This window comes from Candidatus Nitrotoga sp. AM1P (assembly GCF_013168275.1).
Lineage (GTDB): Bacteria > Pseudomonadota > Gammaproteobacteria > Burkholderiales > Gallionellaceae > Nitrotoga.
In genome coordinates this window covers 1,976,932-2,002,486 of the sequence record NZ_AP019547.1, presented here as the reverse complement: position 1 = coordinate 2,002,486, position 25,555 = coordinate 1,976,932, and the positions used below count along the sequence as shown (strand labels likewise).

The following is a 25,555-nucleotide window of genomic DNA, read 5'->3' as shown; positions in this document are numbered from 1 at the left end:
TATCCAGGCTATTTGCTGACAATCCCCTTAAGCATGTATAAATTCAGTCGTGGCTTTTCTTTGCTTGAAGTGCTGGTGGCATTTGTAATTCTGGCACTGATATTAGGCGTATTGATGCAGATTTTTTCTGGCGGTTTGCGAAATGCCAGTCGTGTTGACGAATATCAGCAGGCAATGTTGCTGGGTCAAAGTAAGTTAGCATCGATAGGCATCGAGACTCCATTGAAAGTAAGTGAGAGCGATGGCGAATTTGATACAGTTTATCGTTGGCATGTCAGTATTCGACCTTATCTGGTGGCTCCAACACAGACGAGCAACCAGACTGGAGTGCCAGTGCCGATTTTACCTGTGTCATTGCTGGAAGTGGAAATTCAGGTACGATGGGGCGGTAGCGACCAGCCGCGCTCGGCCAGCCTGAAAACGCTGCGACTGGTGAATGGAGTAGCGTTGTGAGCCAGGATAAACACAGCGTTACCGGCTTCACCTTGCTGGAACTTCTAATTGCCATGTCTTTGCTCGGTTTTATCCTGGCCTTGCTGTTTGGTGGCATGCGTTTAGGCGCACGCAGCTGGGATGCTGGCGAGATGCGTGCTGAAAATTCGACACATTTGGCTTTGCTGCAAGGATTTTTGCGGCGTGAATTAAGCCAAGTCACTCCATTTCACTGGAAGAAAAAAGCAGATATGAATCTGGCGTTCGTCGGTCAGCCAGATAGTCTCAAGCTAGTGGCTCCGATTGCTGTGCGATTAGGTCCGGGTGGTTTGTTCCTGATTAGTTTGGAGCTGGTGCAGGATAAGGATATTGGCCAATTAGTAATGAGGCGGGTTATTCCAGACGCAGACAGTGTTGATTTTACCGCATTGGAAAATGCCGAAAAAATTGTATTGGCGGATCATGTAGAGGAATTAAGCTTTGCTTATTTTGGTGCTGAAACCAAAGATGCTGAGCCACAATGGCGAGACCAGTGGGGAAATCGAGATACTCAACAGCGGTTACCCTACCTGATTCGTGTTCGAGTCAAATTCAGTAATGGTCGCGTTTGGCCGGATTTAGTGGTCGCACCGCTGATCGGTTCTGATACTGGCTGTATGTGGGACAGCGCTACCAATCGATGCGTGAGTGAATGAAGGCCGTGATCAACAAAAAACACCAACATGGTATTGCATTGGTGCTGGTGTTGTGGGCAACCACACTGTTGACGGTGATTGCTGCCAGTTTCGCTTTCAGCATGCGTACTGATACGCTGCTAGCCCAGAATTTAGCAGCTGCAGCACGTGCCCAGGCGGTGGCTGATGGTGGCATGCAGCGTGCGTTCTATGAAATGTTCAAACCGGCCAGCGATCTGCAGCGATGGAAGGGCGATGGCGCGCCACATCAGTGGGAATTCGGGGGTGCCAAGCTCAACATTACGCTCTTGGATGTATCCGGTAAAATTGACATTAATAGTGCGTCAGACGATTTGCTGAAGGGCTTGTTAAAAAGTGTCGGTCTTAACGATGAAGAAAGCAATGTCCTGCTGAATGCTATTGTGGATTGGCGCGACGGTGATGATTTGCCGCGTCCTAAAGGTGCCGAGGTTGCGGAATACAAAGCTGCCGGGTTGAAATACCGCCCGGCTAATGCACCGTTCGAAACGGTTAATGAATTGCAGCGGGTGTTGGGCATGACACCAGAGCTATACGCAAATCTGGCAGATGCACTGACTGTAGATTCACATCAGGCTGGGATAAATGCAGCTATTGCGCCGAGAAAAGTTTTGCTTGCACTACCCGGTGCCAATATAGCGCTGGTAGACGCTTATCTTTTAGCACGTCAGGAGGCTTTACTCAAAAATTTACCGCCACCACCGTTTGCACCGGCTGCCGCTGCTGTAGCGGGTGACGACGGTTCCGTGTATAGTGTTCGTGCCGAAGCGGCATTGCCAGATGGTACAGTGTTTGTACGTGAAACTGTGGTAAAAGTTGATCAAGGCACCGTTCGTAAGTTCGTTTTTTTTTCCTGGAAGGAAGGGGAAGCGACTCCAAAGCCGATCGTTGAAGGACCAGCAGCTATTAACTAATAGACTGTGCGCGATTAATCCACTTTCCATTTGCGCGGAGCGATAAGTAAGAGAGCTGATCGCGCAATTTCCATCAAAATTAATGATTGCCCTATTCCCATATGGAATGTTGTATATCCATTATCAACGTATGCTTTCTGAGGATATTTGAAGTTCAGGCGAAAAATTCAAATGACAGTGCCCTGATGAATGCATTATTCTAATTTTTATAATAAGTATAAAGCTTTGATTGAACTTAACGATAATTAGCTAACTCCAAGCAACCTTTGGATGTGTCGTTGCGTATCCATGTATTGAGTGACTGCACCTTAGAATAGCCAGATGTTGATAAAGACAGAGCGAATTATAGTAACAATTGATTATCATGCACTTCTTCTGTCATTAAGGCAGAACACATTGCTCTTAAGCCTCTCTTTGCTGGGATGAGAGGAACGCTCCATGCGCACTGCAGCTTTACATGACAAATAAAATTCAAACCGCGCGCCAGTCGCGCTTTACTTTTGACAAAAACTCTCCACTTGGGCACTTTTGGCGTTGGTGGTCGGGTGAACTCATTGTGCTTGTGCCACAATGGTTGCGGCAATCCAGGGCAAATACCGCTAATGGACTGCTGATAGAAGTTACTCCTCAAGCCGTTATACTGCGGCGCTGGCTGAAAGACAGCTTGACCGTGCAGGGTCAAGTCGATAGGCAATCTGGCGATCATGATACTCAAAGCATTGCCTTTCAGGCACTTTTTAGCAAGCTACATAAACGCGATGAGCAGGTTGCGTTGTGTCTCACTGATACTCAATGCCTAGTCAAACAGGTCGAGCTGCCTCTGGCGGCAGCTAAGAATCTGCGCCAAGTGCTAGGTTTTGAAATGGATCGCCATACCCCATTTAAAGCTGAGCAAGTTTATTTTGATTTTCGTGTGTTGCATGTGGAAAACCAAAAAAACCAGCTTGTCGTGAAGCTGGTGGTTGTACCACGCTCAGCGGTGGATAGGTCGCTTGAGCTGCTGGAGCGTTGGGGTGCACCAGTCAATGCCGTGTATGTTGCTGGCATTGCTGTGCCGGACGGCGATGCCATCAACCTGATGCCCGCTGAGCGCAGCACTACTAAGCCTTCCAAGTTGCGTGGAACCAATGCTGGGTTATTGCTGCTAATGCTGATACTGGCAATGATCGCTATAACCATTCCGATCTGGCAGAAGCGACAAGCCGTGATTGCACTGTTGCCGATAGTTGATCGTGCCAAGCAGCAAGCGAGAGAAACCGACGTATTGCGGCGTGAACAAGAAAGGCTAGCCGCAGAATTTAATTTTATGCTAGATAAAAAGCAGGCAGTCCCGCCACTAATAATATTGCTGGACGAATTATCTCACCTATTACCGGACGATACCTGGGTGCAACAATTCAATCTCAAAGGTAAGGAGCTGCAAATCCAGGGGGAAACCGGCTCCTCGTCGAAATTGATCGCCTTGATTGAGAGCGCCAAGATTTTGCATGACGCCAACTTTCGCTCGCCGCTGACCAAAGGAAATATGCCAAACAGCGAGCGTTACCATCTGGCGGCAGAAATTAAGACAGTGCCGCCTGCTGAAGTCATTGTGCCCGCGCCCCAACAGTCTGCATTACAACCACCATCGCCCGCTATCGAGCCTGAATCAGGCAAACTCGATAACGGCGCCAGCAAATCAGAGCAACCTATGTCTGAATCCAGCAAGCTTGAAGCGGAGAAGTTTAATTCGCCATTGCCGCTACGAATCCCAGCCCTTAAGCCAGCGCCGCCAGTTTCGAATACGCCAGTTAAACAGGCAATAAAAGCGGCGCCATATCCAAAGGCTCAACCCTGATGCGTGCCCTCAGTAAAAATCAAAGTCGTGGCTTGGCCATTGGGTTGTTAATATTGTTCCTGACGATTGGTGTTTTGCTGCTGTTCATCCCGATTAATATGTTGCATCGCCATTACGACCAGTCGCTGGATAGTCTGGCTGATTACTTGGGACGTTACCGGCACGTTGTAGCGACTCATGCCGAAGTCCAGTCGGCACTCGATCAGGTAAAGCAAAAAAATGGTCGCCAGCATTTCCTAAGAAATACCGGCGTTGCATTGGCCGCTTCGGAAATCCAGGAAACCGCTAAAAATCTGATCGAGGCCAATGGGGGTAAGCTAGTCAGCATGCAGGTGGTGCCATTCAAGGATGACGGTGGTTATCGTCGTGTTACGGTTAACATTCAATTTACCAGCAACCTGCCCACGCTGAGAAAAATTCTTTATGCTGTAGAAACAGTTCAGCCCTATCTGCTGCTTGATAATGTCAGCATACGCTCGCAGGCGAATGCTTTGAATAAGGGCGCGCCCGTGACAGAGCCGGAACTAATAGCGCAGTTTGATGCATCTGGCTATACGTTGGTAGCGGATAAAAAATGAAATTGTCCTTCGAACCTCGCCATTTCACAACCCTATTATTGTTGGCGTTGATCTTGTTTCTGACCGGGACGATTGGCACCGAACTTGGTTGGGGTCGTCGCGTCAACCTGCCCGTGCCGCCACCAAAGTCTCAAAAAGCCAGGCCGGTAGTGCTGTCATTGCAGCCAGAGTTCGCTTTACGCTCACTGGACAAATCTTATACAGAGATATTGGCACGGCCACTGTTTGTCTCAAGCCGTCGCCCACTGCCTCCCAAATTCGTGCCTAGCCAGCGTTCGGCATCGCCTATGTCTACTCGCCGTCCAGGGTCTTTGTTGTCGCCGCCGTCCCCACCGCTTGTGTCTGTTGCGATAGAGCCGCCCAAACCAACCATGCGCAAAGGGCAGTTTATTTTGGACGGCATCATTATTACCAAGGATAAAAATATTGCGTTGTTACGAGAAGTCGCTTCTCGCAAGATGGTGCGTGTCGAGCTGGGCCAAGAAATCAACGGCATGCAAGTTGAAAAATTGGAGCGTGATAAAATCACTTTCAAACAGGGTGATGAGCACGAGGAAATAATATTGAAAATCAAGACAGTGCCGGGGCCAGGAAAGTCCGGAAGCCCACATGCGTCAGCGCAACTTGCCGCTCCCGTTGTGCCACTGCCTGGGGCGTCAACTTCAGCTCCAGAGAAGAACGTGGATGATCCACGGTCTGTTTTTGAACGCCGACGTGCATTGCGACAACAACCACCTGAATAAACAAATATATTTTTATTAAGAAGTTAAAACGCTATTACAGAGAAAAGAGAACGGGTATGAATAAAGCTTACCGGCATTGGATACTAGTTATGATTACGCTCCCTGTTCTGGGAGGGTGTGCTACTTTCTTCAAGACATTTGAAGCCAAGAAGAGCGATGAAAAGAAAAGTGATGAAAAGAAGAGCGATGAAAAGAAAAACGAAGAGATCGTGAAGCCATACTTCGTTACGCAGAATATTAGCGATACGGAGACCAAGAACAAGAAAGAGGAGAAGCTTGTCGTTGTCGATGGCCCGGAGAAGGTCAAGTTGTATCCCGGTACTGGTGTATTTGTCAATGCGCCAGTACCGCCAGTTGCAAGCGTGGCCAAACCAGCTGCAGGAGACGAAATGATGCTCAATTTCGAGGGTGCTGACTTACGCGAGGTTGTCAAAGCAATTGTCGGCGATATATTCAATGAAACTTACATCATTGATCCTAAGGTGCAAGGAGTAATCAATTTACATACCAGCAGTCCCCTTCAGAGGAAGGATTTGTTGCCAACACTGGAAACGTTGTTGCGCATGAATGGTGCAGCGATCATCAGGGAAGAAGGGATTTACAAAGTGGTGCCAGCTGCTACGGCCACACGCGGTTCGATCACCCCGCAATTAGGAGACGATAAGGTAATATTGCAAGGTGGCCGTGGTTACAGTGTTCAGATCGCGCCGTTAAAATTTATCGCCGCCAAGGAAATGGTAAAGATTCTTGAGCCATTTGTTACTGAAGCGAATGCCGTGCGTATCGATGAACCACGCAACCTTATTATTCTTTCCGGTACTGAACGCGAATTAAAACATTTACAGGACACCATCGCCATGTTCGATGTGGATTGGTTGTCAGGTATGTCAGTTGCTTTGTTCACGTTGCAAAGTGTTGATGTGAAGACTGCAGTAGCTGATCTTAATAAAATTTTTGGCGCTCAGGCGCTCAGCCCGTTGGCTGGAGTTGTGAAACTGGTACCCATCGAGCGCCTTAATGCTATTCTGGTTATCACGCAGCAGCCCAAATATCTGGAGCAGGCCAAAATTTGGATTGAACGTTTGGATCATACGGGTGGGGTTGGTGGTGGCATGCGCTTGTTCGTTTATCCGGTACAGAATGGAATGGCTGAGAAGCTGGCAGCATTGCTCAACAATGTATTCAGTAAATCAGCAGCCTCAACTTCGCTTCCGCCTGCGCTTGCTCCTGGCTTGGCTCCGGCAGAGGTAAAGTCAACAGAAACTCCCGTGGAAGCAACTCCGGAACAGCAAGCTGCTGCTGGCGATAGCGTCGCGGTTAAGGGGGACGTTCGCGTGCTCGCCGACAAGGACAATAATGCCCTGTTGATTCTTGCCTCGCCAGCCAATTACGAAAAAATAGAAACCGCCATTCGCAAGCTTGATGTGCCACCGCGACAGGTTTTAATTGATGTTACCATCGCCGAGGTAACGCTAACCGGTGATTTGAAGTTTGGCCTGGAATGGGCTTTCAAAAATGGACAACGCGGAAGCGGCAAGCTCGATATTGGCGGCCCGGGGATTAGTGCATTGGCTCCTGGTTTTTCCTATATGATGACTAATTCGAATGTGGCGGGCGGAGTGGCTGCTGCACTCAATTTGTTGGCAACTGATTCGCGCGTCAAGGTGATTTCCTCGCCGCATATAATGGTCACAGACAACCAGACCGCCAAAATTCAGGTCGGCGATCGGGTGCCGATTACCAGCCAAACTCAATCTGTTTTAGGCTCTGCCACAGGGCTTATTGCTTCAATTCAGTATATTGATACCGGAATTTTATTAACGGTTACGCCGCGTATCAATGCCGGTGGCCAAGTTACGATGGATATTAATCAAGAAGTTAGTGCGGCCTCAATAACTACAACCTCTTCAATTAATTCACCTACTATCAGCAAACGTGCGGTAAAAACCACAGTGGTGGTTAAATCCGGCGAAACCATGGTATTGGGCGGATTAATTACGGATAACAAAACCGTAGCCAGTAGCGGATTGCCGTACCTATCGAAAATTCCATATATCGGTGGATTGTTTGGTGCTCAGACCTTTGCTAATAATCGCACCGAACTGGTTCTTCTGATTACACCGCGTTTGGTGGCCAATAATCAGCAGGCGCATGATGTCAGCGAAGAATTCCGCAAAAAACTTAGCGGATTAGGTGATCTTTTGGAGAATGTCGGAAAATCTAGCGATATACCAAAGAAGCCTGTCGGATTGAATGAGCTTCTGGAAAAAGTTGGAAAGCCCGGCGACATACCCAAACAAATGGATAAGCAAGTTAAACAGGTTCCTTTACTCAGATAGCATCCTGCTTGCATTAAGAAAACCTTGGAGTGTCCTAAAGTATTTCTTACCTTTGTCGTAAAGTGATATGCAAGATGAATAACGATGAGATGTGAACAGTGAAATTCTGTTTGTTGGTGATTGACAGATTTAATTCTGAGTTCAATCTTTTGTAAATAAATTTCAGGTAACAAATTGTTTGATATTTGGAATCAGTAACGGCTCATTAAATACTAAAATAACTGGGTTAACACACTTTAATAACTTCTGTGTGTTGTAAAAAAGAGACAGCCTCGCAAAAGAGTTTAGATTGTCCTTGACAGTTTATTAACGCACGAGTGACTATAGTCAAAATAAAAAAACGTAGGTATTTTGGGTGAGCTTTTGAAAAAACGGATGTGTGGAATGGTTTATGAGTTGCGTAGGGGTGTGTCAGCGCTTATTCTGAGTGTGGGAATAATGGGTTGTGCAGGATCGGGTGGTGGTTTAACACAGTCAGTACAAATTGAACCGCAAAAGATAGTTGCCGATCTAGCCGCAGCACGCTGGGAAGCTTTAATAAAAGGAGATTTCACTAAAGCGTATAGTTATCTGAGTCCAGGTACACGTGATGTTATGTCGCTGGATTTATATAAAGCTAAAGTCCGTGGGGGCATTTGGAAAAAAGCAAATGTGGATTCTGTTTCATGCGAGCAAGACCGTTGTAAGGTATTGATGGCAGTTGAGTATAGCTACCGTGATATTAAGTCTCTTGAGACTCGTCTGGACGAGAATTGGTTGCGTCAAGATGGGAAATGGTGGTTCGTCCCGCGCAGATAATTAGGGGTTATGGATTTAGATAGGAGGATTATGTGTACAAAAAATCACTTGTAGAATGAAACAACTATGATATACAATAACATCGCAGTAATTTCTAAAGTCGACTGTAGTAATTATTGAAGTAATACTTTATAAAAAGTAATAATCTTTTCCTGAAGTCAAACTTCAACATTTCGTAACAAAATATAAGGAGTCTAGCAATAATGCAAAAATTTAAAAGAAAATCACTGTATCTTGCTTTGGTAGCGGCGGTAAGCTCGGTTGGTATAGCGAATACAGCAAGTGCTGATGTAAACGTAAATTCAAACGGTTTGGGTCAAGTCCTGATTTATCCGTATTACACCACACGTGCTGGAATGGACACTTATATGTCCGTAGTGAACACGACAAATTCTTCAAAAGCCGTAAAAGTGCGTTTTACCGAAGGCAAGAACAGCCGTGAAGTACTTGACTTTAACCTTTATCTGTCCCCGAATGACATGTGGACTGCTGCGATTGTGAATACTGCTAATGGCGCGAAGCTTGTTACTGCCGATAAGTCCTGCACTGCTCCTGCAATTCCAGCTGGAGGTAAAGAGTTCGTGAATTTCGCGTATTCCGGTGCTGCTCTTGAAGGTATACAACAAAGTGGTGGGGATGGTGAAACTCAATCCTTGGATCGTACTCGTGAAGGCTATTTTGAGATTATCGAAATGGGCACGATTACAAATACCGCGATCAATGCAGCTATCACTCACGTAGCTGGCACACCGGCAAATTGTTCAGTGGTTCAAGCTTCAAATATGGATATGGGTCGTCTTAGCTCATTGGTCGTGGGTAACCAATCAGCCAGAGCCAATCCTTCATCGGGTGGCTTGGCAGGAACGGCCTCTCTGATAGGTGTAGCAGGTGGAACTGATTTTGGCTATGACCCAGTTGCCTTGGATGCCTTCGCACCTTCAAATGTTCAGAATATCTGGAATCCTCCTGGTAGCATTTTCCCAGACTTGACGTTCGCTGCTCTCTCTAGCGTAGTATTTAGCAATGGTGGAACCGTCACTAGCAATTGGTCCAGTGGTGATAATACTGTGAGCGCGTTGCTGATGCACAACAACATCATCAACGAGTTTGTTCTGGATAATGCAACGCTGTCCGGTACAGACTGGGTGGTAACAATGCCGACCAAACGATACAATGTGCCTGTTCATAACCCCGCATTGTCAACCGACGCCACTCTGCTGTATAGCCCATTTACCCACAAGTTCTGGCTTAATGGTGCGTGCGAACCGGTTGGTCTGAGCTACTGGAACCGCGAAGAAGGTAACGTCGCTACAGTTGACTTCTCTCCACCTGCACCAGGTGGCGGTACAGCTCTATGCTGGGAAACAACTGTTGTGACGTTCAACAACAGTCACGTGTTGGGTTCAGTTAATGAAGTAAATGTTCCGGTTAACTTCGAGAATGGATGGCTGCGCATGGCCTTTAACGCCACTGGAATCACTGTCGCTAATGGACAAACTGATGGTAATGGTGTTAATCATCCAACAGCTGCCCATTCGTTAACGAGTATTGATGGCGATACCTATCTCGGTTTGCCAACCGTTGGTTTCATGTTGCAAGATTTCATAAATCAGAATGCGGCACCTGGAGTTTTGGCAACATACGGTGGCAATTTCAATCATAAGTATACGACTGCGATATCAGGAAATATTTAACGAAGTCTTTACTGGTGAAGTACGCGTAGTATATTAGCGTGTTAGCTGAAACGGGGGTGCGAAGAAATTCCGCTCCCGTTTTTTATTCAAATTGCATTGAGATATCGCAAATACGCAATTACCATTCATTATCATATTATTACCATCCAGCGGAATAGACTTGCTTCTGGATGTTTTGGTCTATATTGTGCGAAGTAGCTAGGGCGTACGATTTAAATGAATTTTTTGAATCAAAAGTTAGTTATATTTCATGACGCGCGCATAGCACTCCTCGCTTTCATGTAAACGCGATTTCGCGAACGGGTAATTAAACTCTATATTAGGAGACTAGTATGAATTTGAAATTAAATACAAAGGCCGCAGCTTTCATTTTGGCTTTTATGATGATCGATTCAGGACCAGCACTGGCTGGTACGGTAGTTATGTCCGGAGTAACGAGTAACACATGTTCTTCTTATACCGGCTTTAACGTTGATGCCACAGGCAACCTGACGGTAACCTGTGCTGACACGGGACCAGCTCCAACTCCTACTGAAGCACCGTCATGCACACTGACTGCTTCACCCACTTCAATTACTACAGGCTCGATTTCCACTTTAATCGCAAATTGCAGCCCTGCTGCTACTTCATTTGCTTGGACTGGCACCAATTTTACAGGTAGTAGTGGCACTGTTAATCCAACGAGCACCACTAGTTATTCGGTTACCGGAACCAATAGTGCCGGGACCGGAAATACAACCTCTGTGGTCGTGACAGTCACGCCAGCCTCAGGAGGGGGCTCGGGTTCGACAGGCACAAGGACAGTCCCGCCAACATCGCAATCGCCCCTCGCAGACATTAGAGCATGGAATGCTGCTTTCGAAAGGTTAAATAGCCTTCCACCTAATGTGAAGTGGGAACCAGTGGGTTATCTGTCTTATCTTAAACAGATGCAAGCAGCCAAGCCTACTCAAATCCATTTGCCTAATCCTTGGTAGGTTTCACCCAAGCCTGAACGTATTTATGTTCCTTCTCCCCCATCTTAAGATGGGGGAGTTTTTATTTTTTTGAATTTATCTAGAGGCTGAAAATAATGAGTCGTATGTTGTTAAAGCAGTACGCTGCGCTAGCCGTGATGGTTTGCTGCACTGCCCCGGCGTTAAGTGTTGAGGAAGTATTGATCGAGTCTGGAACGGTCAGAATTACGAGTTTGGATTTTGAGGCGGATCTGATGCGTATTCCGCTGGAGCATCGTTCGGAGGTGCTGGCAAGCAAGGCTCGCATTGCCAAATTGCTGGAAAATCTGCTGATCAACAAGACGCTGGCTGCGCAGGCGCGCAGTGCCGGAATTGATCGTGAGCCTGTAATGAGTAAACAAATTGAAACGGTAGCAGACAAATTACTGGCGCAGGAACAAATCAACCGTATCACCAAGACGATTACGATACCGAACTTTGACGCGCGTGCTCGCGAGCTATATCAGGTTGATGTCGAAAAATATACTGTGCCAACGAAAGTACGTGTTTCCCATATTTTGGTAGACACTAAAAATCGTACACCGGAAGAAGCGCTGCAGCGCATCAAGCAGGTTCGCGAGCAGGCGGTTGGTGGCAAAAAATTTGAAGAGTTAGCCTTGGAATACTCTGATGACCCGAGCGTTAAAGGGAACAAGGGGGATCTTGGTTTTTTTGAAGAGGGGAAGATGGTCAAGCCATTCTCCGACACGGCTTTTGCCATGAGCGCTCCAGGCGATATAAGTGAACCGGTGAAAACGATTTTTGGCTTCCATATTATTCAGCTGCATGAAAAAAAACCAAAGCTGGTGCGTTCATTTGATGAGGTCAATGAGAAAATCATACAGGGGGAACGCGAAAAGTATTTGAATGAATATCGGAAGACGCTTGTTGGTGGGATACTCACTGATCCGTCATTGAAATTAAATGAAGAGGCGGTCAATCGCTTCTGGACAAATCCTGATGCGAAATCTGGTGATATTAAACCATCAAAAATAAATGAACCCGAGGCCGCAAAGCATTAATCCATGCAGATAAGAAATCTGTGGCCGTACCGCTGGCTGCTGCTTAATTTCCTATCACGAGAGATTAAAAGCCGATATGTAGGTAGCGTCAGCGGAATTTTCTGGGCGCTACTGCACCCGTTGGCGCTGCTGGCAGTGTATGCGGTGGTATTTACAGCTATTTTCAAGGTGAAGTTTCCTGAGCTGGAAGGTCACAGCTTTATCCTGTTTGTTGCCGTAGCACTATGGCCGTGGTTATGCTTTCAGGAAGGCACACAGCGTGGTGCGCTGGCAGTGCAAAATGGGGGAGGCCTCATCAAGAAGGTCGCTTTCCCGCATGAGCTGCTTGTATACGGTGCGGTTCTTTCGACTTATGCCGTCCATGTGGTCGGTTTTTTATTGGTACTTGCGGTGCTTGCTCTTACCGGTAATGAGTTGCACTTTTCATCTTTGCCGCTGGTATTGCTGCTATTTTGCATGCAGCTATTATTTACCAACGGTTTAGCGCTGATTCTTGCTGCCTTGCAAGTGCTGCTCAAAGATGTTGAGCACTTTCTTACGCCGCTGTTCATGATCTGGTTTTACGCCACTCCCGTTCTTTATCCGGCCAGCCTGGTGCCGCAGCAGATACAGCAGATCATTGCATTGAATCCACTCTCTTTTTTTATTACCAGAATTCGTGAGCTATTGATGACTGGCAATAGTCAGATTGACTGGAAGGATGCGGTAATGCTGGCTGGTAGTGCGTTGATTTTTTTGGCCGGGCGCTGGTTCTTTAATCGCTTGTCACCCTATTTTGAGGATTTCATTTAGTCCCGATATTTAAAATTCGATCATAATTTGCACGCTATCAATCAGTTATATTTTCTGAAAAAGAGTTGGTTCTTGCATTGTGGGAAAGCAGTTTTATTGAATAGTTAAGATTACGAACTCCGCCAAATTTGCATTTCCCTTTAATTTGTTACAGACACCAATATTGTGCGAATACCTCTTATCAGCCTAACTAACATCGGCAAGAATTATCCCAGCGTAGCCACTGGTGGTAACCGGTTACGCACGATTGCTGCCTTGTTGTTCAAGCGTGGTGAGGTGCCCCATTTCTGCGCACTACAGGGGGTCAACCTAGAACTGAAAGCAGGCGAGTCGCTTGGACTGATTGGTGAAAATGGTGCTGGTAAATCCACCCTGCTGAAAATCATTGCTGGGGTGGTCAAGCCCTCCACCGGCCAAGTGGTGGTTAATGGACGTATTGGTGCTTTGCTGGAGCTGGGCAGCGGGTTCCACCCCGAATATAGCGGTTTGGAAAACATTCATCTGGCGGCCGCGCTGATGGGTATGAGCAACGCAGAAATCGACAGCAAGCTGGATTCCATAATTGAATTCGCCGATATTGGTTCCCATATTGCAGAACCGATCAAGCATTACTCGTCCGGCATGGTGGTGCGGCTGGGTTTTGCCGTAGCAACTGCCATGCAACCGGATATTTTGATTACTGACGAAGTGTTGGCTGTGGGTGATGAGTCGTTCCAGAAAAAGTGCATTCGCTGGATCGAAGGTTATCTGAGTCAGGGTGGGACATTACTGTTGTGTTCGCACAGCATGTTCCACATTCAGACCCTGTGCCAGAAGGCAGTATGGATTCATGATGGGCAGTTGCATATGTACGGCGACAGCTTTGATGTTACGCGTGAATACCTCACCTACCATGAAGAAAAAAATAGTAAAGCGGCGCATTTGGAACGTGTAGTACAGCCAAGCGGAATGTACACAATTCGCAAATTTTGGTTGGAGAATGATGTGGGTGTTGTAACTACGGTGGCTGAGATGGATGGCGTATTGCGTATTTGTGGTGTGGCGCATTCTCCCGATGATCGGCCGCCGGTGATTTTGTTTGGTATCGTTCGAGCCGATGGAACACCAGTTTACGGTACTCATTCAAACGAAACAGCGTATCTTCCAAATAAAATTGCGCCCTCGCAATATGGTTTTTGTATTCGTCTTTCTAATCTTCAGTTATTGCCAGGAAAATATACCATTCGCGCTCATGCAATGGATCCTGAAGGATTGCGGCTCTTCGATACCGTGACTACTTCAGTGCGAATCACCGGGCAAACCCGCGATTATGGCTTATGCCGTTTAGAACATGAGTGGATGCCCGCAAGAGAAGATTTTATTGCCATGGAGGATAGCTGAACTTGAGTGCAGGAGCTGTGCTTGTTACTTCTACCATATTTTTATTTTTGAAGGACGTAACAATAATGACCGTGCACGACTATTCTGGCTATTCAATACGGATATGTTGAAAATACTGTGGTAGGTGTTCATTGAGAAGCTGGTCAATTTGCTTGGCTTTTGGTTGATAGATAAAAGGACGCCGTGGATAGATTCGATCATTCATCCACTGAGTCGACCAATTACTCGTGGTAACAAGACACTGCCTGGCAAAATCTTTTAGTTCAAAACGTTGTTCCAGCTCCAGGCAGCCGGATAAAAAAATATCTACATAAGATTGAACAATGGGATAGCGCCTGCTCGCTGTAGCAATGGTGTCTGGTTTATTGACGTAAATCCAGGTTTGTCCAAGCGACAGTGGAATGTCTTGCTTCAGTAGTGAAAAATTTTCGGGTTCCACTGCTAATCGACAATAAGAAAATTCTCGCTTATCCATAGTGCTGATTTCTGTTACATCAATAGTATAAATTGTGGCATTCAGCGTACTCTCTTTACGTTGTACAACGCCCAAAAAAGTGGTACTAAACCCAACCCCGCTACCTTTTGTAAACCAGCCACGTTGATACCCATTAACTTGAACGGGATAAGAAATGTTGGCATTAGGCGTCGTTCGTTGACGTGATTCATCTTGCATCAAGCTGCCATAGCCAATGATGTATTGGGCTTTTGCAGGGTCAGGTGCGGCATTACAATTACCACTATGGTTCTCAGCTAGTTTTTTTAATTCATCATCTGCCATGATCACGGTTTCTTGGACAGGCTTTTGTATGCCTGCCTCTTGAGGTTGCCGAACGTCATATTCCTGAGATTTATTCACAGGGGTTGCATTTGCGCTGGCTGCCAATATGTATATTGTTAATGTCCAAAGCAGTGCAGAGGAATTTGATTTATTCATAAACTTTCGTCTTTGTTAATTAAAGGAGCCAGATTTTTAAATTGTCTCCGCATTCTGAAATTTAGCTAGAATTATTTACGCTTGTAGTGGAGGCTACGAACCCATTTGTATTTTGGTTATTTGCTGTTCATTATTCAACAATCGACTGGCAAGGGTCAGCACAAAAATTCTTTGTTACTGACTACCGATGGTGTTTTGAAAGTTGCCAATTCAAATAGTTTCGCGCTATTTTTTCTATTACATGCATTACAAAAATTGCCTACAGTGAATTAGAATGGTCAACCAGTTTGACCGGATTTTTATTGTGTGCGCTACTGTACAGCGCCGCTATCATTTTCTGGCTCATTATTGAAACGGGTGCGTATCGGCAATTGACCAAGTATTATTTAGAACCCTTACCTGTATTGACTTTATCTTGATTGGGTAATGGTTGTTATTGATAAGAAAAAAATTTCAATCATGTCAATAATCGGCAAGCGTAAAGACTCCTGGAGATAATTTATGTTGGTAACGTTCACATCTAAAGCATATCCTGATATAACCATGTTCGGTGAGGCAGCGCTGCACTTGATTAAGATGATGGGACATAGTGGCGTAGTGCCCAGCGCTATTATGGCTGAGGATGTCCATGCAGCACTTGAGCGCTTGAAAAATGCTATCCAGTCAGACAGCAGAGTGCCGCTCCTGGCAAAGTCCAATGATGTCCAGGATAAAAAATCACATGAACAAAGTGTGAGCCTAAAAAATCGGGCTTTGCCTTTGATTGAATTACTCTCAGCGGCCGCCAAAGAAAAATGTGATGTGATGTGGGAATAATATAGGTGTTATGATACTTTTTCGATCAGGAATGTTTTTTCCTGTGATTTTTGAAGTTCAGGAGATGTGAAACGATGAATCTTGATACTTATTTTTCGACACCTGTTTGGTGGGATAAGCTTAATATTGATGCTGATGCTATTTTAAATTTTTGTCATCGATTAAAACAATCCGATCCACGTGGAAATGATGTTAGTAATGTTGGGGGGTGGCAATCCAAAGAATTTTATTATGGTGACCATCCGGAATTAACCCCTTTATTAAATGAAATTTTACGCAGGTCAAAAAAATGTTTATCTGATTTTGGATATGATGAAGTAAATTTTGAAACTTATATGGATAATGTATGGGTAAACATTAATAAGTTAAATAATTACAATAAAATTCATATTCACTGCTCATCGTTTATATCTGGTGCTTATTACGTCACCGACTCTAATGCTCAAATAGAGTTTTACAGGAATTTTCAAGAACAGTATTCCATAGAATCTTTAGCGCCCATTGCAGAGCTTAACGCAATTAATGCGCCAAAGTTTTCATATCCGGCCAGGAAAAACCATTTAGTTATGTTCCCGTCCTGGCTGCCCCACTCTGTTGAGCCTAATCAAGAAGATATTGAAAGAATATCAATATCTTTTAATATAAGAATAAGAAAAAAAGGAACGGCCGGATAAAAGTTGAATGCGAATTCAATGTGGTTAGATGTTCAAGTCAGGTTTTTGGATAACTTTCAGCGCATCCGCCACAGTTGGATAGAGCAACATTATTTTCAGTTCTCGTTTCATACGTGTGTTCGTCAGGCGACGTGATTCATTTATGAACGAAAGCAAGGTCTTTGGCAAGGTCTGTTGTGCCTGCTCACGGCTGATGCGTGGCACATGCGGTAAATCAAATGCGTCTGCCACACTGTCAAAGTAGTCTCCCATCTTTAGTTCGCTATCATCACTGGTGTGATACACCCGATTCGGTTTTGCATAGCGTAATGCCGCAGTCACGATACGCGCGAGATCGTCTGCGTGAATGTGATTAGTATGGCTATCTTCTGCCGCCAAGATTGCCGGTGTGCCTTGACGCAAGCGTTGCAGCGGTAGCCGGTCGGTTGCATAGATACCCGGCACACGCAGGATAATGGCACGCACTCCGGTGCGTTTTGCCCAGCTGCGAATTTTATTTTCCGCGTCTACTCTACGCTGAGCGCGCGTAGTTTGCGCATTTAATCTATGGGTCTCTGTGACAAATTTTCCAGCGCAGTCACCATACATCCCGCTAGTGCTGATATATACGATACTCTCGGGTAGTGTGCCACGCGATAAAATAGCCAGCAGATTGCGGGTACGTGTATCGTTTTGGCCAGTATTCGGCGGCGGCGCAAAATGCAGTACGGTGTGCGCCAGCCCAGTGAGTCGACGCAGGCTGGGTGCGTTATCCAGATCACCGGGCAACGGAGTGATGCCTGCCGCACGTAACTCAGCGAAACGTGCAGTATTACGTAGCAGTCCAAACAAACGGTAATGGCCGCTTAACAGGCGTGCAACCCGCATGGCGATATCGCCGCAGCCAATAATCAAGATTCGTTTCATTGTATGATTATGCGTTAAAATTGCCGCTTTTGCGCATGTGGCAAACGAGATATACATGGCATTCAACGTTCTTATTAAACCAAGCGATCATAGTTTCATCATGGAAGCCGACGAAACCATCCTTGAGGCGGGACTGAGGCATGGCGTTATTTTGCCTTACAGTTGCCGGGACGGTGTATGCGGGACATGCAAGGGTTTGCTGCTGCAAGGCACCGTGGATTACGGCAAATACGAGGGCAGTATACTGAGTGAAGCAGAGAAAGCAGAGGGGATGGCCCTGTTTTGTTGCGCCAAACCTACGTCTGATTTGATCATCGAGTGCCGCGAAGTGAATGCCGCAAAAGACATCCCGGTGAAAACCCTGCCCTGCCGCGTACACAAATTGGAACGACTTGATGACGTGATGGTGCTTTACCTCAAGTTGCCCGCCAACGAGCGTTTGCAGTTTCTTGCGGGACAGTATATTGATATTCTTATGAAGGGTGGTAAGGCGCGTAGCTTTTCACTAGCCAATGCCCCGCACGATGACGAGTTTCTGCAACTACATGTGCGAAACATTTCGGGTGGCGAATTCACAAAGCATGTTTTCATGCAAATGAAAGAGCGTGACATCCTGCGTTTTAAGGGGCCGTTAGGTTCTTTTTTCCTGCGTGAAGATAGTAGTAAACCTGTGGTGTTTGTCGCCAGCGGTACTGGCTTCGCACCAATCAAGTCCATCATCGAACATGCACTGTATGTTGGTGTGAAACGTTCCATGCATTTTTATTGGGGGGCGCATAACTTGAATGGTCTCTATATGCTCGATAAAGCCAAGGAATGGGAAACTCATGGTATAAAATTTACACCGGTCTTATCAGAAGCGTTGCCAGCGGATGAATGGCAAGGCAGGACGGGTTTTGTGCATGAGGCCGTACTAAAAGATTATCCTGATTTGTTTGGTTACCAAGTGTATGCCTGTGGTGCACCAGTAGTAGTGGAAGCAGCACACCGTGACTTTACGACCTTGCGTGGATTACCCAACGAGGAATTTTTCTCCGACGCGTTTACTCCCGCACCCAAAACTTAATTTTCAAGCGCACTCAAGGGCTCGTCATAAATCCAAGTTTCCATTTGTGCCCTTTTTCTTGAGGGGTTAATGTTGGCAGCAAATAAATTTATTGCCAACATCATGAACACTTAATTCTAGCTGCAAATGCAGCCAAACATATTGATTATCCCGAATTGTCGCGGGCAACATCATTCCACATGAATTGGCTGCGGTGCAGCTGTGCGTATACATCCCCCTGGGCAAGTAATTCCTGGTGCGTGCCGATTTCAACAATTTCGCCTTTTTGCAATACAACAATTCTGTCGGCTTTTTCAATGGTGGACAAACGATGAGCAATTACTAGTGTGGTGCGCCCTTGCATTAGGGTTTCTAGCGCAGCTTGCACATGACGCTCAGATTCGCTATCCAATGCGGATGTGGCTTCATCCAGAATAAGAATTGGTGCATTTTTGAGAATAGCGCGAGCAATGGCAATGCGTTGGCGCTGTCCGCCCGACATGCGCACTCCCCGTTCGCCCACCAGTGTTTGCAAACCTTGCGGCATTTCATTAATAAATTCCATTGCATGGGCTGCCTGCGCGGCGGCAATAATTTCTGTCTCCGGTACTTTGCGCATCTGGCCATAGGCAATGTTGGCGGCAACGGTGTCATTGAATAGCACAATATCTTGACTTACCAGTGCGATATTAGCGCGCAGGCTGGCCAGCGTGAGCTCCGCGAGGTCATAATCGTCCAGTGTGATATGTCCGTTATTCGGGGAATAAAAGCGCGGTACGAGGTTGGCTAGAGTGCTTTTGCCACTGCCTGAGGCACCAACTAGCGCAACTGTCTGCCCTGCAGGAATTTCCAAGTTAATGTCACATAAAGCCAATTTCTCTTCTTTCTGATAAGAAAAGTTTACATGTTCAAATTTCAGCCGGCCAGAGGCGTGAGTAATTAATTTCTTGCCGGTATCTATTTCACTGGGCGTATCAAGCAACTCAAACACACTTTCTGAAGCTGCTAGTCCCCGCTGCAAGTGCTCGCTGACGCTAGCGAGCCGTTTTAGCGGCGGGGTCAACATCAACATGGCTGCAATAAAGGAAAGGAAGCCACCTACGGTTGTTTCATCGCTGCGCGATTGTTCGGTAGCGAGATAAACGATGACCGCAAGCGCCACTGCTGCCACCATCTGTACGATGGGTATATTGGCGGCAGCGGCGGCGGTCTGTTTCATGGTGTGACGGCGTACCCAGTTAGCTTGACTGCTAAAGCGCTGGCTTTCATATTGCTGCCCGCCGAAAAGTTTAACCACCTTGTGCGCGGTTACAGTCTCTTCAATCACTTGAGTGATGTCTCCCATCGCGCGCTGTGAATTGCGGCTGGCTACGCGTAAGCGCCCGCTGATGGTTTTCATGATAAAGATAATCACAGGCGCCATGATCAAGCTGAGTAGAGTAAGCTTCCAGTTGAGATAAAAAAGCCAGCCCAGCAATCCCGCAATCATAAGAGAATCGCGGATGCCAATGGTTACTACGGTTGTAGCGGCAGCTGTTACCTGTGTTACATCAAAAGTCAATTTTGAGATCAGGTTGCCAGTCGCATGGTCATCATAAAAGCGCGCAGGCAGGGAAAGCAGCTTACTGAACATTTCGTCACGTAAGTCCATCACTACCTTACTTCCTACCCAGGTGATAGTGTAGGTAGCAACAAAAGTAGCCACCCCGCGTACAAGAAAAATCGCCAAGATGAACAGAGGGATCAATCGGATGATAGTTTCATCTTTGTGCACGAATGTGCCGTCTAGCATGGTTTTGAGCAAAACCGGCAATAGCGGCTCCGTAGCCGCAGCCACTACCATGCCAAGGATGGAAAGTGCAAATATGCGCCAGTAGGGTTTGATATAGTCGAGCAACCGCAAATAAAGCTGTGAACTGGTCATATTTATAGCGCGTACGCTAGGTTTGCAGTGTTATTAAATTTTTCTCGACCTGATTTGCATTGAACCGCAAGTTGCCACTCAGTTTTTGAAGTGGGTAGGCATAACATAGTGTGCTACGGGAGAGCCGGCTGATAATGGACCTAAGAAATACTAGTACATTGCTTCAATCATTTTATGGCCGGCTATCATTCGCTTACCGTAAAGAGCGGTCGTTTTGCTGCATTTTCTCCCACCTTGTCAGCTCTTGCTTTCTGCACCGGCGTTAAAGAAAAGAAGCGCATGCAGATTTGCGTGCGCCCAGTGGGGTAACCCGTAAACTGTGAATCATTAATTTGGCTTGTTAATGCCTGGTGTAGGAAAAGGCCAAATCGCAGCCGGGCGCACCGATGCCGGAGCTGGAGGAGTTGGAGCCGGAACTGTTTTAACTTGGGCAGAAGGTTTTTTTTCAGGAATGGTTGTTTTAGCCGCAGGTTTTTTGGCTGCCACTGCTGTTTTAGCCGCAGGTTTTTTGGCTGCCACTGCTGTTTTAGTCGCAGGTTTTTTGGCTGCCACTGCTGTTTTAGTCGCAGGTTTTTTGGCTGCCACTGCTGTTTTAGTCGCAGGTTTTTGGCTGCCACTGCTGTTTTAGTCGCAGGTTTTTTGGCTGCCACTGCTGTTTTAGTCGCAGGTTTTTTGGCTGCCACTGCTGTTTTAGTCGCAGGTTTTTTGGCTGCCACTGCTGTTTTAGTCGCAGGTTTTTTGGCTGCCACTGCTGTTTTAGTCGCAGGTTTTTTGGCTGCCACTGTTGTTTTAGTCGCAGGCTTTTTGGCTGCCGCTGCTGTTTTAGTCGCAGGCTTTTTGGCTGCCACTGCTGTTTTAGTCGCAGGTTTTTTGGCGACCACTGCTGTTTTAGTCGCAGGTTTTTTGGTTACCACTGCTGTTTTAGTCGCAGGCTTTTTGGCTGCCACTGCTGTTTTAGCTGCGGGTTTTTTAGCTGCTGGTTTAGCTTTCTGTACTGCTGCCATTTCAACCTCCTTTGGTAATCAAAGTTCAAAGAAATACAACACTAACAACTACTACCTTCCCCAGTACACACCAAATACAGCGTAGTGCCCGAAGTCTGTTAATCCCAAGATAATGCGCCCCCTGTCTGATATTCAGTAACGCGCGTTTCGAAGAAGTTTTTCTCCTTCTTGAGATCAATTATTTCTGCCATCCACGGGAACGGATTACCAGCTCCTGGGTATAGCACATCTAGCCCGATTTGCTGACAACGGCGGTTGGCGATAAAACGCAGATACTCTTTGAACATTGATGCGTTCATGCCAAGCACGCCACGTGGCATGGTGTCCTCGGCGTAACGGTATTCCAGTTCCACGCCTTGCTGCATAAGGCCGCGAATTTCTTCACGGAATTCAGGTGTCCACAGGTGAGGGTTTTCCAGCTTGATTTGATTGATTACATCCACACCGAAATTGAGGTGCATGGATTCATCACGCATGATGTACTGGTACTGTTCGGCGGCACCGGTCATTTTATTTTGACGTCCAAGCGCTAAAATTTGCACGAAGCCGACATAGAAGAACAATCCTTCCATGATGCAGGCAAACACGATTAGACTGCGTAATAGCTGGCGATCCGTTTCCGGCGTGCCTGTCTTGAAGTCCGGATTGGTCAGGGTGTCGATAAAGGGCAGCAAAAATTCATCTTTTTCACGTATGCTGGAAACTTCATGATACATGTTGAAAATTTCGCCCTCGTCCAGCCCCAAGCTTTCAACGATGTATTGATAGGCATGCGTGTGAATCGCCTCCTCGAATGCCTGACGTAGCAGGTACTGGCGACATTCGGGGTTGGTGATGTGACGGTAGGTGCCAAGTACGATATTGTTGGCCGCGAGGCTGTCCGCTGTAGTGAAGAATCCAAGATTGCGCTTGACCATGAGGCGTTCATCATCGGTCAGCCCGTTGGGGTTCTTCCATAGCGCAATGTCGGCGGACATATTGACCTCTTGCGGCATCCAGTGGTTGGCGCAGGCGGAGATGTACTTCTCCCAAGCCCATTTATATTTAAATGGCACTAGTTGATTAACGTCTGCATTGCAGTTGATGATACGCTTGTCTTCCACGCGTATCCGTCCAGCTGAGCTGGATGCGATGGTATAGTCATTCATTGGCATGACTCGCATTCTGGGTTGTCAATTGCGCACATCTGCACTGCATTCAGTTCGCCAGCGCGCGAGGTGGATTTTTCCGCTGAAGTTGCACCCATGGTGCGTAAATAATATGTAGTTTTCAGGCCTCGTAGCCATGCCAGCTTGTAGGTTTCGTCGAGTTTGCGCCCCGACACACCAGCCATGTAGATGTTTAGCGATTGCGCTTGGTCAATCCATTTCTGGCGCCGTGCAGCTGCTTCTATTACCCATTGCGGCTCAATCTCGAATGCAGTCGCATACAGACTGTGCAATTCGGCCGGGATGCGATCAATTTTAGCAAGGCTTCCATCGAAATATTTTAGGTCGGCTATCATCACTTCATCCCACAGTCCCAGCCGCTTGAGGTCATTTACCAGATATTCGTTAATGACGGTGAATTCACCGGACAGATTCGACTTTACAAATAAGTTCTGGTAAGTAGGTTCGATGCAGGCTGATACGCCGATGATGTTTGATATAGTCGCAGTAGGCGCAATGGCCACGCAGTTTGAGTTGCGCATGCCGTACTGTTTGATGCGTGCACGTAGTTTGTCCCAGTCCATGCTAGCGGACATATCTACCTCTACATGCCCGCCGCGTGACTGACGCAGAAGTTCCAGCGTATCCTGCGGCAATATGCCCTGATCCCACAGGCTGCCGTTATAGCTCTCGTAGCGGCCTCGTTCTTCGGCCAGTTCTGTGGATGCCAAATAGGCGTAATAGCACACTGCTTCCATGGAGCTGTCAGCAAATTCGACTGCTTTTTTCGAGGCATAGGGTATCCGCAGTTCATGCAGGCAATCCTGAAACCCCATGATGCCCAGTCCAACCGGGCGGTGCCGAAGGTTGGAGTTGCGCGCCTTTTCAACGGCGTAGTAGTTGATGTCGATTACGTTGTCCAACATACGCATGGCCGTGGTAATGGTGCGCTTGAGTTTTTCATGGTCAAGCTGGCCCAATGTGTTCAGATGTGCCTTGAGATTGATCGAGCCAAGATTACATACCGCAATTTCGGATGCGGAGGTGTTCAGCGTGATTTCGGTGCATAGATTAGAGCTATGCACCACGCCAGCATGTTGTTGTGGCGAACGTATGTTACATGGATCTTTAAAAGCGATCCACGGATGACCGGTCTCAAATAACATGGTCAGCATTTTGCGCCACAGGCTGGCTGCCGAAACTTTTTTGAATAGGGTGATCTCGCTGTTCGCTGCACGGGCCTCATAAGTTATGTAAGCACGCTCGAACTCCGAGCCGAATTTGTCGTGCAGATCGGGGCAGGTTGATGGTGAAAATAGTGTCCATTCCCCGTCTTCCAGTACACGTTTCATGAACAGGTCGGGTATCCAATTGGCTGTATTCATGTCATGTGTACGACGGCGGTCGTCGCCGGTATTCTTGCGTAACTCAAGAAATTCTTCGATATCCAGATGCCATGTTTCCAGATAAGCGCATACCGCGCCTTTCCTTTTGCCTCCTTGGTTGACTGCCACGGCAGTGTCATTGGCGACTTTCAGGAATGGCACCACGCCTTGTGATTTGCCGTTGGTGCCCTTGATGTGTGCGCCCATAGAACGTACGGGGGTCCAGTCGTTGCCAAGGCCACCGGAGTATTTGGCCAGAAGAGCATTTTCCTTTACTGCTTCAAAGATACCGGCCAAGTCGTCCGGTACGGTAGTCAGGTAGCAAGAAGAAAGTTGCGACCGGATGGCCCCAGAGTTGAACAGGGTAGGCGTTGAGCTCATGAAATCGAAACTGGACAGTAGATGATAGAACTCGATAGCGCGTGTATCGCGGTCATTCTCCCTGAGCGCCAAGCCCATAGCCACGCGCATGAAAAATGCCTGTGGCAGCTCGATGCGATTTTCGTTTATGTGCAGGAAGTAACGGTCATATAGGGTTTGCAAGCCAAGATAGCTGAACTGCAAGTCACGGCTTGCAGTTAATTCATTGGCCAATCGTGGCAGGTCAAAATTTGCCATGTCGCGGTCAAGTAGCTCTGCTTCAATGCCACGCTTGATGAATGAGGGAAAATATTCGGCATAACGCGTTGCCATGTCGGCATCTTCGCCAATAACATCACAGCAAATGTTGTTCAGCAGCAGCCGGGCGGTAACGAAGCTATAGGCTGGGTCATGTTCGATCATTGCACGAGCGGCAAGGATGGCACATTTGCGTACCTCTTCAACTGGTACGCCATCATAAAGATCACGTAGTGTCAGCTTAAGAATCGGATCAGCACTTACCGCGTTGCCGAGTCCTTCACAAGCTGCCGTGATGCGTGCCGCAAGTCGCGCTTCATCCAACGGGCGAAGCACACCCTTGTCGTTGACTTGAAGAATATGCGCAGGCGCAACTTTTATCTTGGCCCGTTCACGCGTGCGTTCCTCGCGGTAAAGCACGTAGGCGCGGGCCACATCGTGTTCCCCGGAACGCATCAGAGCCAGTTCGACTTGATCTTGAATATCTTCGATATGTAACGTCCCACCATGCGGGTGGCGGCGTAACAGTGCATTAACCACAGTTTCGGTCAATTGGTTAACTAACTCGCGCACGCGGGCGGACGCTTCGCCGTTTACGGCGATAAATGCCTTGGTCAATGCAACGGTAATCTTGGTTGCCTCAAAAGCAACTACAGAACCATTGCGGCGGATCACCTTGTGGTGGTCAAAAGGGATGTTGAGCGTGCTCGTAGCCTCGCCGGAAATGATGTGTGCCGATACTGGAGACATATATATCTTAAATATTAGTATTTTTAATACGAGAAATTTTGTTAGCTACCCTAACATAATCGTTGCTTTAACTTAACACTAAGAATTAGTTTTTAATGGGATCAGGCTAAAATA

The 25,555-nt window shown here is 47.0% G+C and carries 23 protein-coding genes; 17 read left to right on the top strand and 6 right to left on the bottom strand.

The window, feature by feature from the left end:
- The first annotated feature begins 33 nt into the window (after positions 1–33).
- The 9 genes from W01_RS08935 (at position 34) to W01_RS08895 (ending at position 10,048) form a co-directional block, all read left to right on the top strand.
- Complete coding sequence (locus W01_RS08935; RefSeq protein ID WP_173053961.1) at positions 34–453, top strand: prepilin-type N-terminal cleavage/methylation domain-containing protein; 420 nt, start codon at positions 34–36, stop codon at positions 451–453.
- A complete protein-coding gene (locus W01_RS08930) occupies positions 450–1,127 on the top strand; it encodes a prepilin-type N-terminal cleavage/methylation domain-containing protein (RefSeq protein ID WP_173053959.1) in 678 nt (225 codons plus the stop codon). The genes W01_RS08935 and W01_RS08930 overlap by 4 nt, the downstream gene beginning before the upstream one ends.
- A 5-nt stretch (positions 1,128–1,132) precedes the next feature.
- Complete coding sequence (locus tag W01_RS08925) at positions 1,133–2,059, top strand: type II secretion system minor pseudopilin (RefSeq protein ID WP_173053957.1); 927 nt, start codon at positions 1,133–1,135, stop codon at positions 2,057–2,059.
- Between the two features lie 457 nt (positions 2,060–2,516).
- Positions 2,517–3,896 carry a PilN domain-containing protein gene (locus tag W01_RS08920; protein ID WP_173053955.1) on the top strand — a complete coding sequence of 460 codons (1,380 nt, stop codon included), beginning with the start codon at positions 2,517–2,519 and terminating at the stop codon, positions 3,894–3,896.
- Positions 3,896–4,474, top strand: coding sequence for a type II secretion system protein GspM (gspM, locus tag W01_RS08915; RefSeq protein WP_173053953.1), 579 nt, complete (start codon positions 3,896–3,898; stop codon positions 4,472–4,474). The genes W01_RS08920 and gspM overlap by 1 nt, the downstream gene beginning before the upstream one ends.
- Positions 4,471–5,217 (top strand): hypothetical protein, encoded by a 747-nt coding sequence (locus W01_RS08910; RefSeq protein WP_173053951.1) that lies wholly within the window; start codon positions 4,471–4,473, stop codon positions 5,215–5,217. The genes gspM and W01_RS08910 overlap by 4 nt, the downstream gene beginning before the upstream one ends.
- Before the next feature lie 89 nt (positions 5,218–5,306).
- Positions 5,307–7,556, top strand: a complete 2,250-nt coding sequence (gene gspD / locus W01_RS08905; RefSeq protein ID WP_173053949.1) for a type II secretion system secretin GspD — start codon at positions 5,307–5,309, stop codon at positions 7,554–7,556.
- Between the two features lie 351 nt (positions 7,557–7,907).
- The gene (locus W01_RS08900; protein WP_173053947.1) at positions 7,908–8,354 is read left to right on the top strand and encodes a hypothetical protein; all 447 of its coding nucleotides are present in this window, start codon (positions 7,908–7,910) and stop codon (positions 8,352–8,354) included.
- 203 nt (positions 8,355–8,557) lie between these two features.
- On the top strand, positions 8,558–10,048 hold the full coding sequence (locus tag W01_RS08895; protein ID WP_173053945.1) for a hypothetical protein: 1,491 nt from the start codon (positions 8,558–8,560) through the stop codon (positions 10,046–10,048).
- Between the two features lie 454 nt (positions 10,049–10,502).
- Here W01_RS08895 and W01_RS08890 read toward each other — a convergent pair whose 3' ends face one another.
- Positions 10,503–10,718 carry a hypothetical protein gene (locus W01_RS08890; RefSeq protein ID WP_173053944.1) on the bottom strand — a complete coding sequence of 72 codons (216 nt, stop codon included), beginning with the start codon at positions 10,716–10,718 and terminating at the stop codon, positions 10,503–10,505.
- Positions 10,719–11,120: 402 nt separating this feature from the next.
- On the opposite strand from W01_RS08890, the gene W01_RS08885 reads away from it, so the two are divergent.
- The 3 genes from W01_RS08885 to W01_RS08875 all read left to right on the top strand — a co-directional run bounded on the left by W01_RS08885 (position 11,121) and on the right by W01_RS08875 (position 14,237).
- Positions 11,121–12,065 carry a peptidylprolyl isomerase gene (locus tag W01_RS08885; RefSeq protein WP_173053942.1) on the top strand — a complete coding sequence of 315 codons (945 nt, stop codon included), beginning with the start codon at positions 11,121–11,123 and terminating at the stop codon, positions 12,063–12,065.
- Between the two features lie 3 nt (positions 12,066–12,068).
- Positions 12,069–12,857 carry an ABC transporter permease gene (locus tag W01_RS08880; RefSeq protein ID WP_173053940.1) on the top strand — a complete coding sequence of 263 codons (789 nt, stop codon included), beginning with the start codon at positions 12,069–12,071 and terminating at the stop codon, positions 12,855–12,857.
- 165 nt (positions 12,858–13,022) lie between these two features.
- On the top strand, positions 13,023–14,237 hold the full coding sequence (locus W01_RS08875; protein ID WP_198421274.1) for an ABC transporter ATP-binding protein: 1,215 nt from the start codon (positions 13,023–13,025) through the stop codon (positions 14,235–14,237).
- 88 nt (positions 14,238–14,325) lie between these two features.
- Here the strand turns inward: W01_RS08875 and W01_RS08870 are convergent, their stop codons facing one another.
- Positions 14,326–15,171, bottom strand: coding sequence for a gamma-glutamylcyclotransferase family protein (locus W01_RS08870; RefSeq protein ID WP_173053938.1), 846 nt, complete (start codon positions 15,169–15,171; stop codon positions 14,326–14,328).
- A gap of 501 nt (positions 15,172–15,672) precedes the next feature.
- Here W01_RS08870 and W01_RS08865 point away from each other — a divergent pair.
- The gene (locus W01_RS08865; protein WP_173053936.1) at positions 15,673–15,987 is read left to right on the top strand and encodes a DUF1840 domain-containing protein; all 315 of its coding nucleotides are present in this window, start codon (positions 15,673–15,675) and stop codon (positions 15,985–15,987) included.
- Positions 15,988–16,061: 74 nt separating this feature from the next.
- Positions 16,062–16,661, top strand: a complete 600-nt coding sequence (locus W01_RS08860) for a TIGR02466 family protein (RefSeq protein ID WP_173053934.1) — start codon at positions 16,062–16,064, stop codon at positions 16,659–16,661.
- A gap of 24 nt (positions 16,662–16,685) precedes the next feature.
- Here W01_RS08860 and W01_RS08855 read toward each other — a convergent pair whose 3' ends face one another.
- On the bottom strand, positions 16,686–17,567 hold the full coding sequence (locus W01_RS08855) for an SDR family oxidoreductase (protein ID WP_173053932.1): 882 nt from the start codon (positions 17,565–17,567) through the stop codon (positions 16,686–16,688).
- Positions 17,568–17,622: 55 nt separating this feature from the next.
- On the opposite strand from W01_RS08855, the gene W01_RS08850 reads away from it, so the two are divergent.
- The gene (locus tag W01_RS08850; RefSeq protein ID WP_173053929.1) at positions 17,623–18,633 is read left to right on the top strand and encodes a CDP-6-deoxy-delta-3,4-glucoseen reductase; all 1,011 of its coding nucleotides are present in this window, start codon (positions 17,623–17,625) and stop codon (positions 18,631–18,633) included.
- Between the two features lie 145 nt (positions 18,634–18,778).
- Here the strand turns inward: W01_RS08850 and msbA are convergent, their stop codons facing one another.
- Positions 18,779–20,536, bottom strand: a complete 1,758-nt coding sequence (gene msbA / locus W01_RS08845; protein ID WP_173053927.1) for a lipid A export permease/ATP-binding protein MsbA — start codon at positions 20,534–20,536, stop codon at positions 18,779–18,781.
- Positions 20,537–20,879: 343 nt separating this feature from the next.
- Between msbA and W01_RS08840 the strand changes: the two genes are divergently transcribed.
- Together W01_RS08840 and W01_RS08835 are read left to right on the top strand one after the other, a co-directional pair.
- Entirely contained in the window at positions 20,880–21,164 is a 285-nt protein-coding gene (locus W01_RS08840) for a hypothetical protein (RefSeq protein WP_173053925.1), read from the top strand.
- Positions 21,143–21,625, top strand: coding sequence for a hypothetical protein (locus tag W01_RS08835; protein ID WP_173053923.1), 483 nt, complete (start codon positions 21,143–21,145; stop codon positions 21,623–21,625). The genes W01_RS08840 and W01_RS08835 overlap by 22 nt, the downstream gene beginning before the upstream one ends.
- A 13-nt stretch (positions 21,626–21,638) precedes the next feature.
- Here W01_RS08835 and W01_RS08830 read toward each other — a convergent pair whose 3' ends face one another.
- Together W01_RS08830 and W01_RS08825 are read right to left on the bottom strand one after the other, a co-directional pair.
- Positions 21,639–22,688: a ribonucleotide-diphosphate reductase subunit beta gene (locus W01_RS08830; protein WP_242006921.1), complete on the bottom strand. Its 1,050-nt coding sequence runs from the start codon at positions 22,686–22,688 to the stop codon at positions 21,639–21,641.
- On the bottom strand, positions 22,685–25,441 hold the full coding sequence (locus tag W01_RS08825; RefSeq protein WP_173053919.1) for a ribonucleoside-diphosphate reductase subunit alpha: 2,757 nt from the start codon (positions 25,439–25,441) through the stop codon (positions 22,685–22,687). The genes W01_RS08830 and W01_RS08825 overlap by 4 nt, the downstream gene beginning before the upstream one ends.
- Positions 25,442–25,555: the final 114 nt, after the last annotated feature.

What these genes read in the sequence shown, in the direction of transcription:
- W01_RS08935 (WP_173053961.1), top strand. Translation starts at nt 34, where the DNA reads ATGTATAAATTCAGTCGTGGCTTTTCTTTGCTTGAAGTGCTGGTGGCA.
- W01_RS08855 (WP_173053932.1), bottom strand. Translation starts at nt 17,567, where the DNA reads ATGAAACGAATCTTGATTATTGGCTGCGGCGATATCGCCATGCGGGTT.
- W01_RS08920 (WP_173053955.1), top strand. Translation starts at nt 2,517, where the DNA reads ATGACAAATAAAATTCAAACCGCGCGCCAGTCGCGCTTTACTTTTGAC.
- W01_RS08830 (WP_242006921.1), bottom strand. Translation starts at nt 22,688, where the DNA reads ATGAATGACTATACCATCGCATCCAGCTCAGCTGGACGGATACGCGTG.
- W01_RS08910 (WP_173053951.1), top strand. Translation starts at nt 4,471, where the DNA reads ATGAAATTGTCCTTCGAACCTCGCCATTTCACAACCCTATTATTGTTG.
- gspM (WP_173053953.1), top strand. Translation starts at nt 3,896, where the DNA reads ATGCGTGCCCTCAGTAAAAATCAAAGTCGTGGCTTGGCCATTGGGTTG.
- W01_RS08885 (WP_173053942.1), top strand. Translation starts at nt 11,121, where the DNA reads ATGAGTCGTATGTTGTTAAAGCAGTACGCTGCGCTAGCCGTGATGGTT.
- W01_RS08840 (WP_173053925.1), top strand. Translation starts at nt 20,880, where the DNA reads ATGCCTGGTGTAGGAAAAGGCCAAATCGCAGCCGGGCGCACCGATGCC.
- W01_RS08870 (WP_173053938.1), bottom strand. Translation starts at nt 15,171, where the DNA reads ATGAATAAATCAAATTCCTCTGCACTGCTTTGGACATTAACAATATAC.
- W01_RS08850 (WP_173053929.1), top strand. Translation starts at nt 17,623, where the DNA reads ATGGCATTCAACGTTCTTATTAAACCAAGCGATCATAGTTTCATCATG.
- msbA (WP_173053927.1), bottom strand. Translation starts at nt 20,536, where the DNA reads ATGACCAGTTCACAGCTTTATTTGCGGTTGCTCGACTATATCAAACCC.
- gspD (WP_173053949.1), top strand. Translation starts at nt 5,307, where the DNA reads ATGATTACGCTCCCTGTTCTGGGAGGGTGTGCTACTTTCTTCAAGACA.
- W01_RS08860 (WP_173053934.1), top strand. Translation starts at nt 16,062, where the DNA reads ATGAATCTTGATACTTATTTTTCGACACCTGTTTGGTGGGATAAGCTT.
- W01_RS08895 (WP_173053945.1), top strand. Translation starts at nt 8,558, where the DNA reads ATGCAAAAATTTAAAAGAAAATCACTGTATCTTGCTTTGGTAGCGGCG.
- W01_RS08880 (WP_173053940.1), top strand. Translation starts at nt 12,069, where the DNA reads ATGCAGATAAGAAATCTGTGGCCGTACCGCTGGCTGCTGCTTAATTTC.
- W01_RS08865 (WP_173053936.1), top strand. Translation starts at nt 15,673, where the DNA reads ATGTTGGTAACGTTCACATCTAAAGCATATCCTGATATAACCATGTTC.
- W01_RS08825 (WP_173053919.1), bottom strand. Translation starts at nt 25,441, where the DNA reads ATGTCTCCAGTATCGGCACACATCATTTCCGGCGAGGCTACGAGCACG.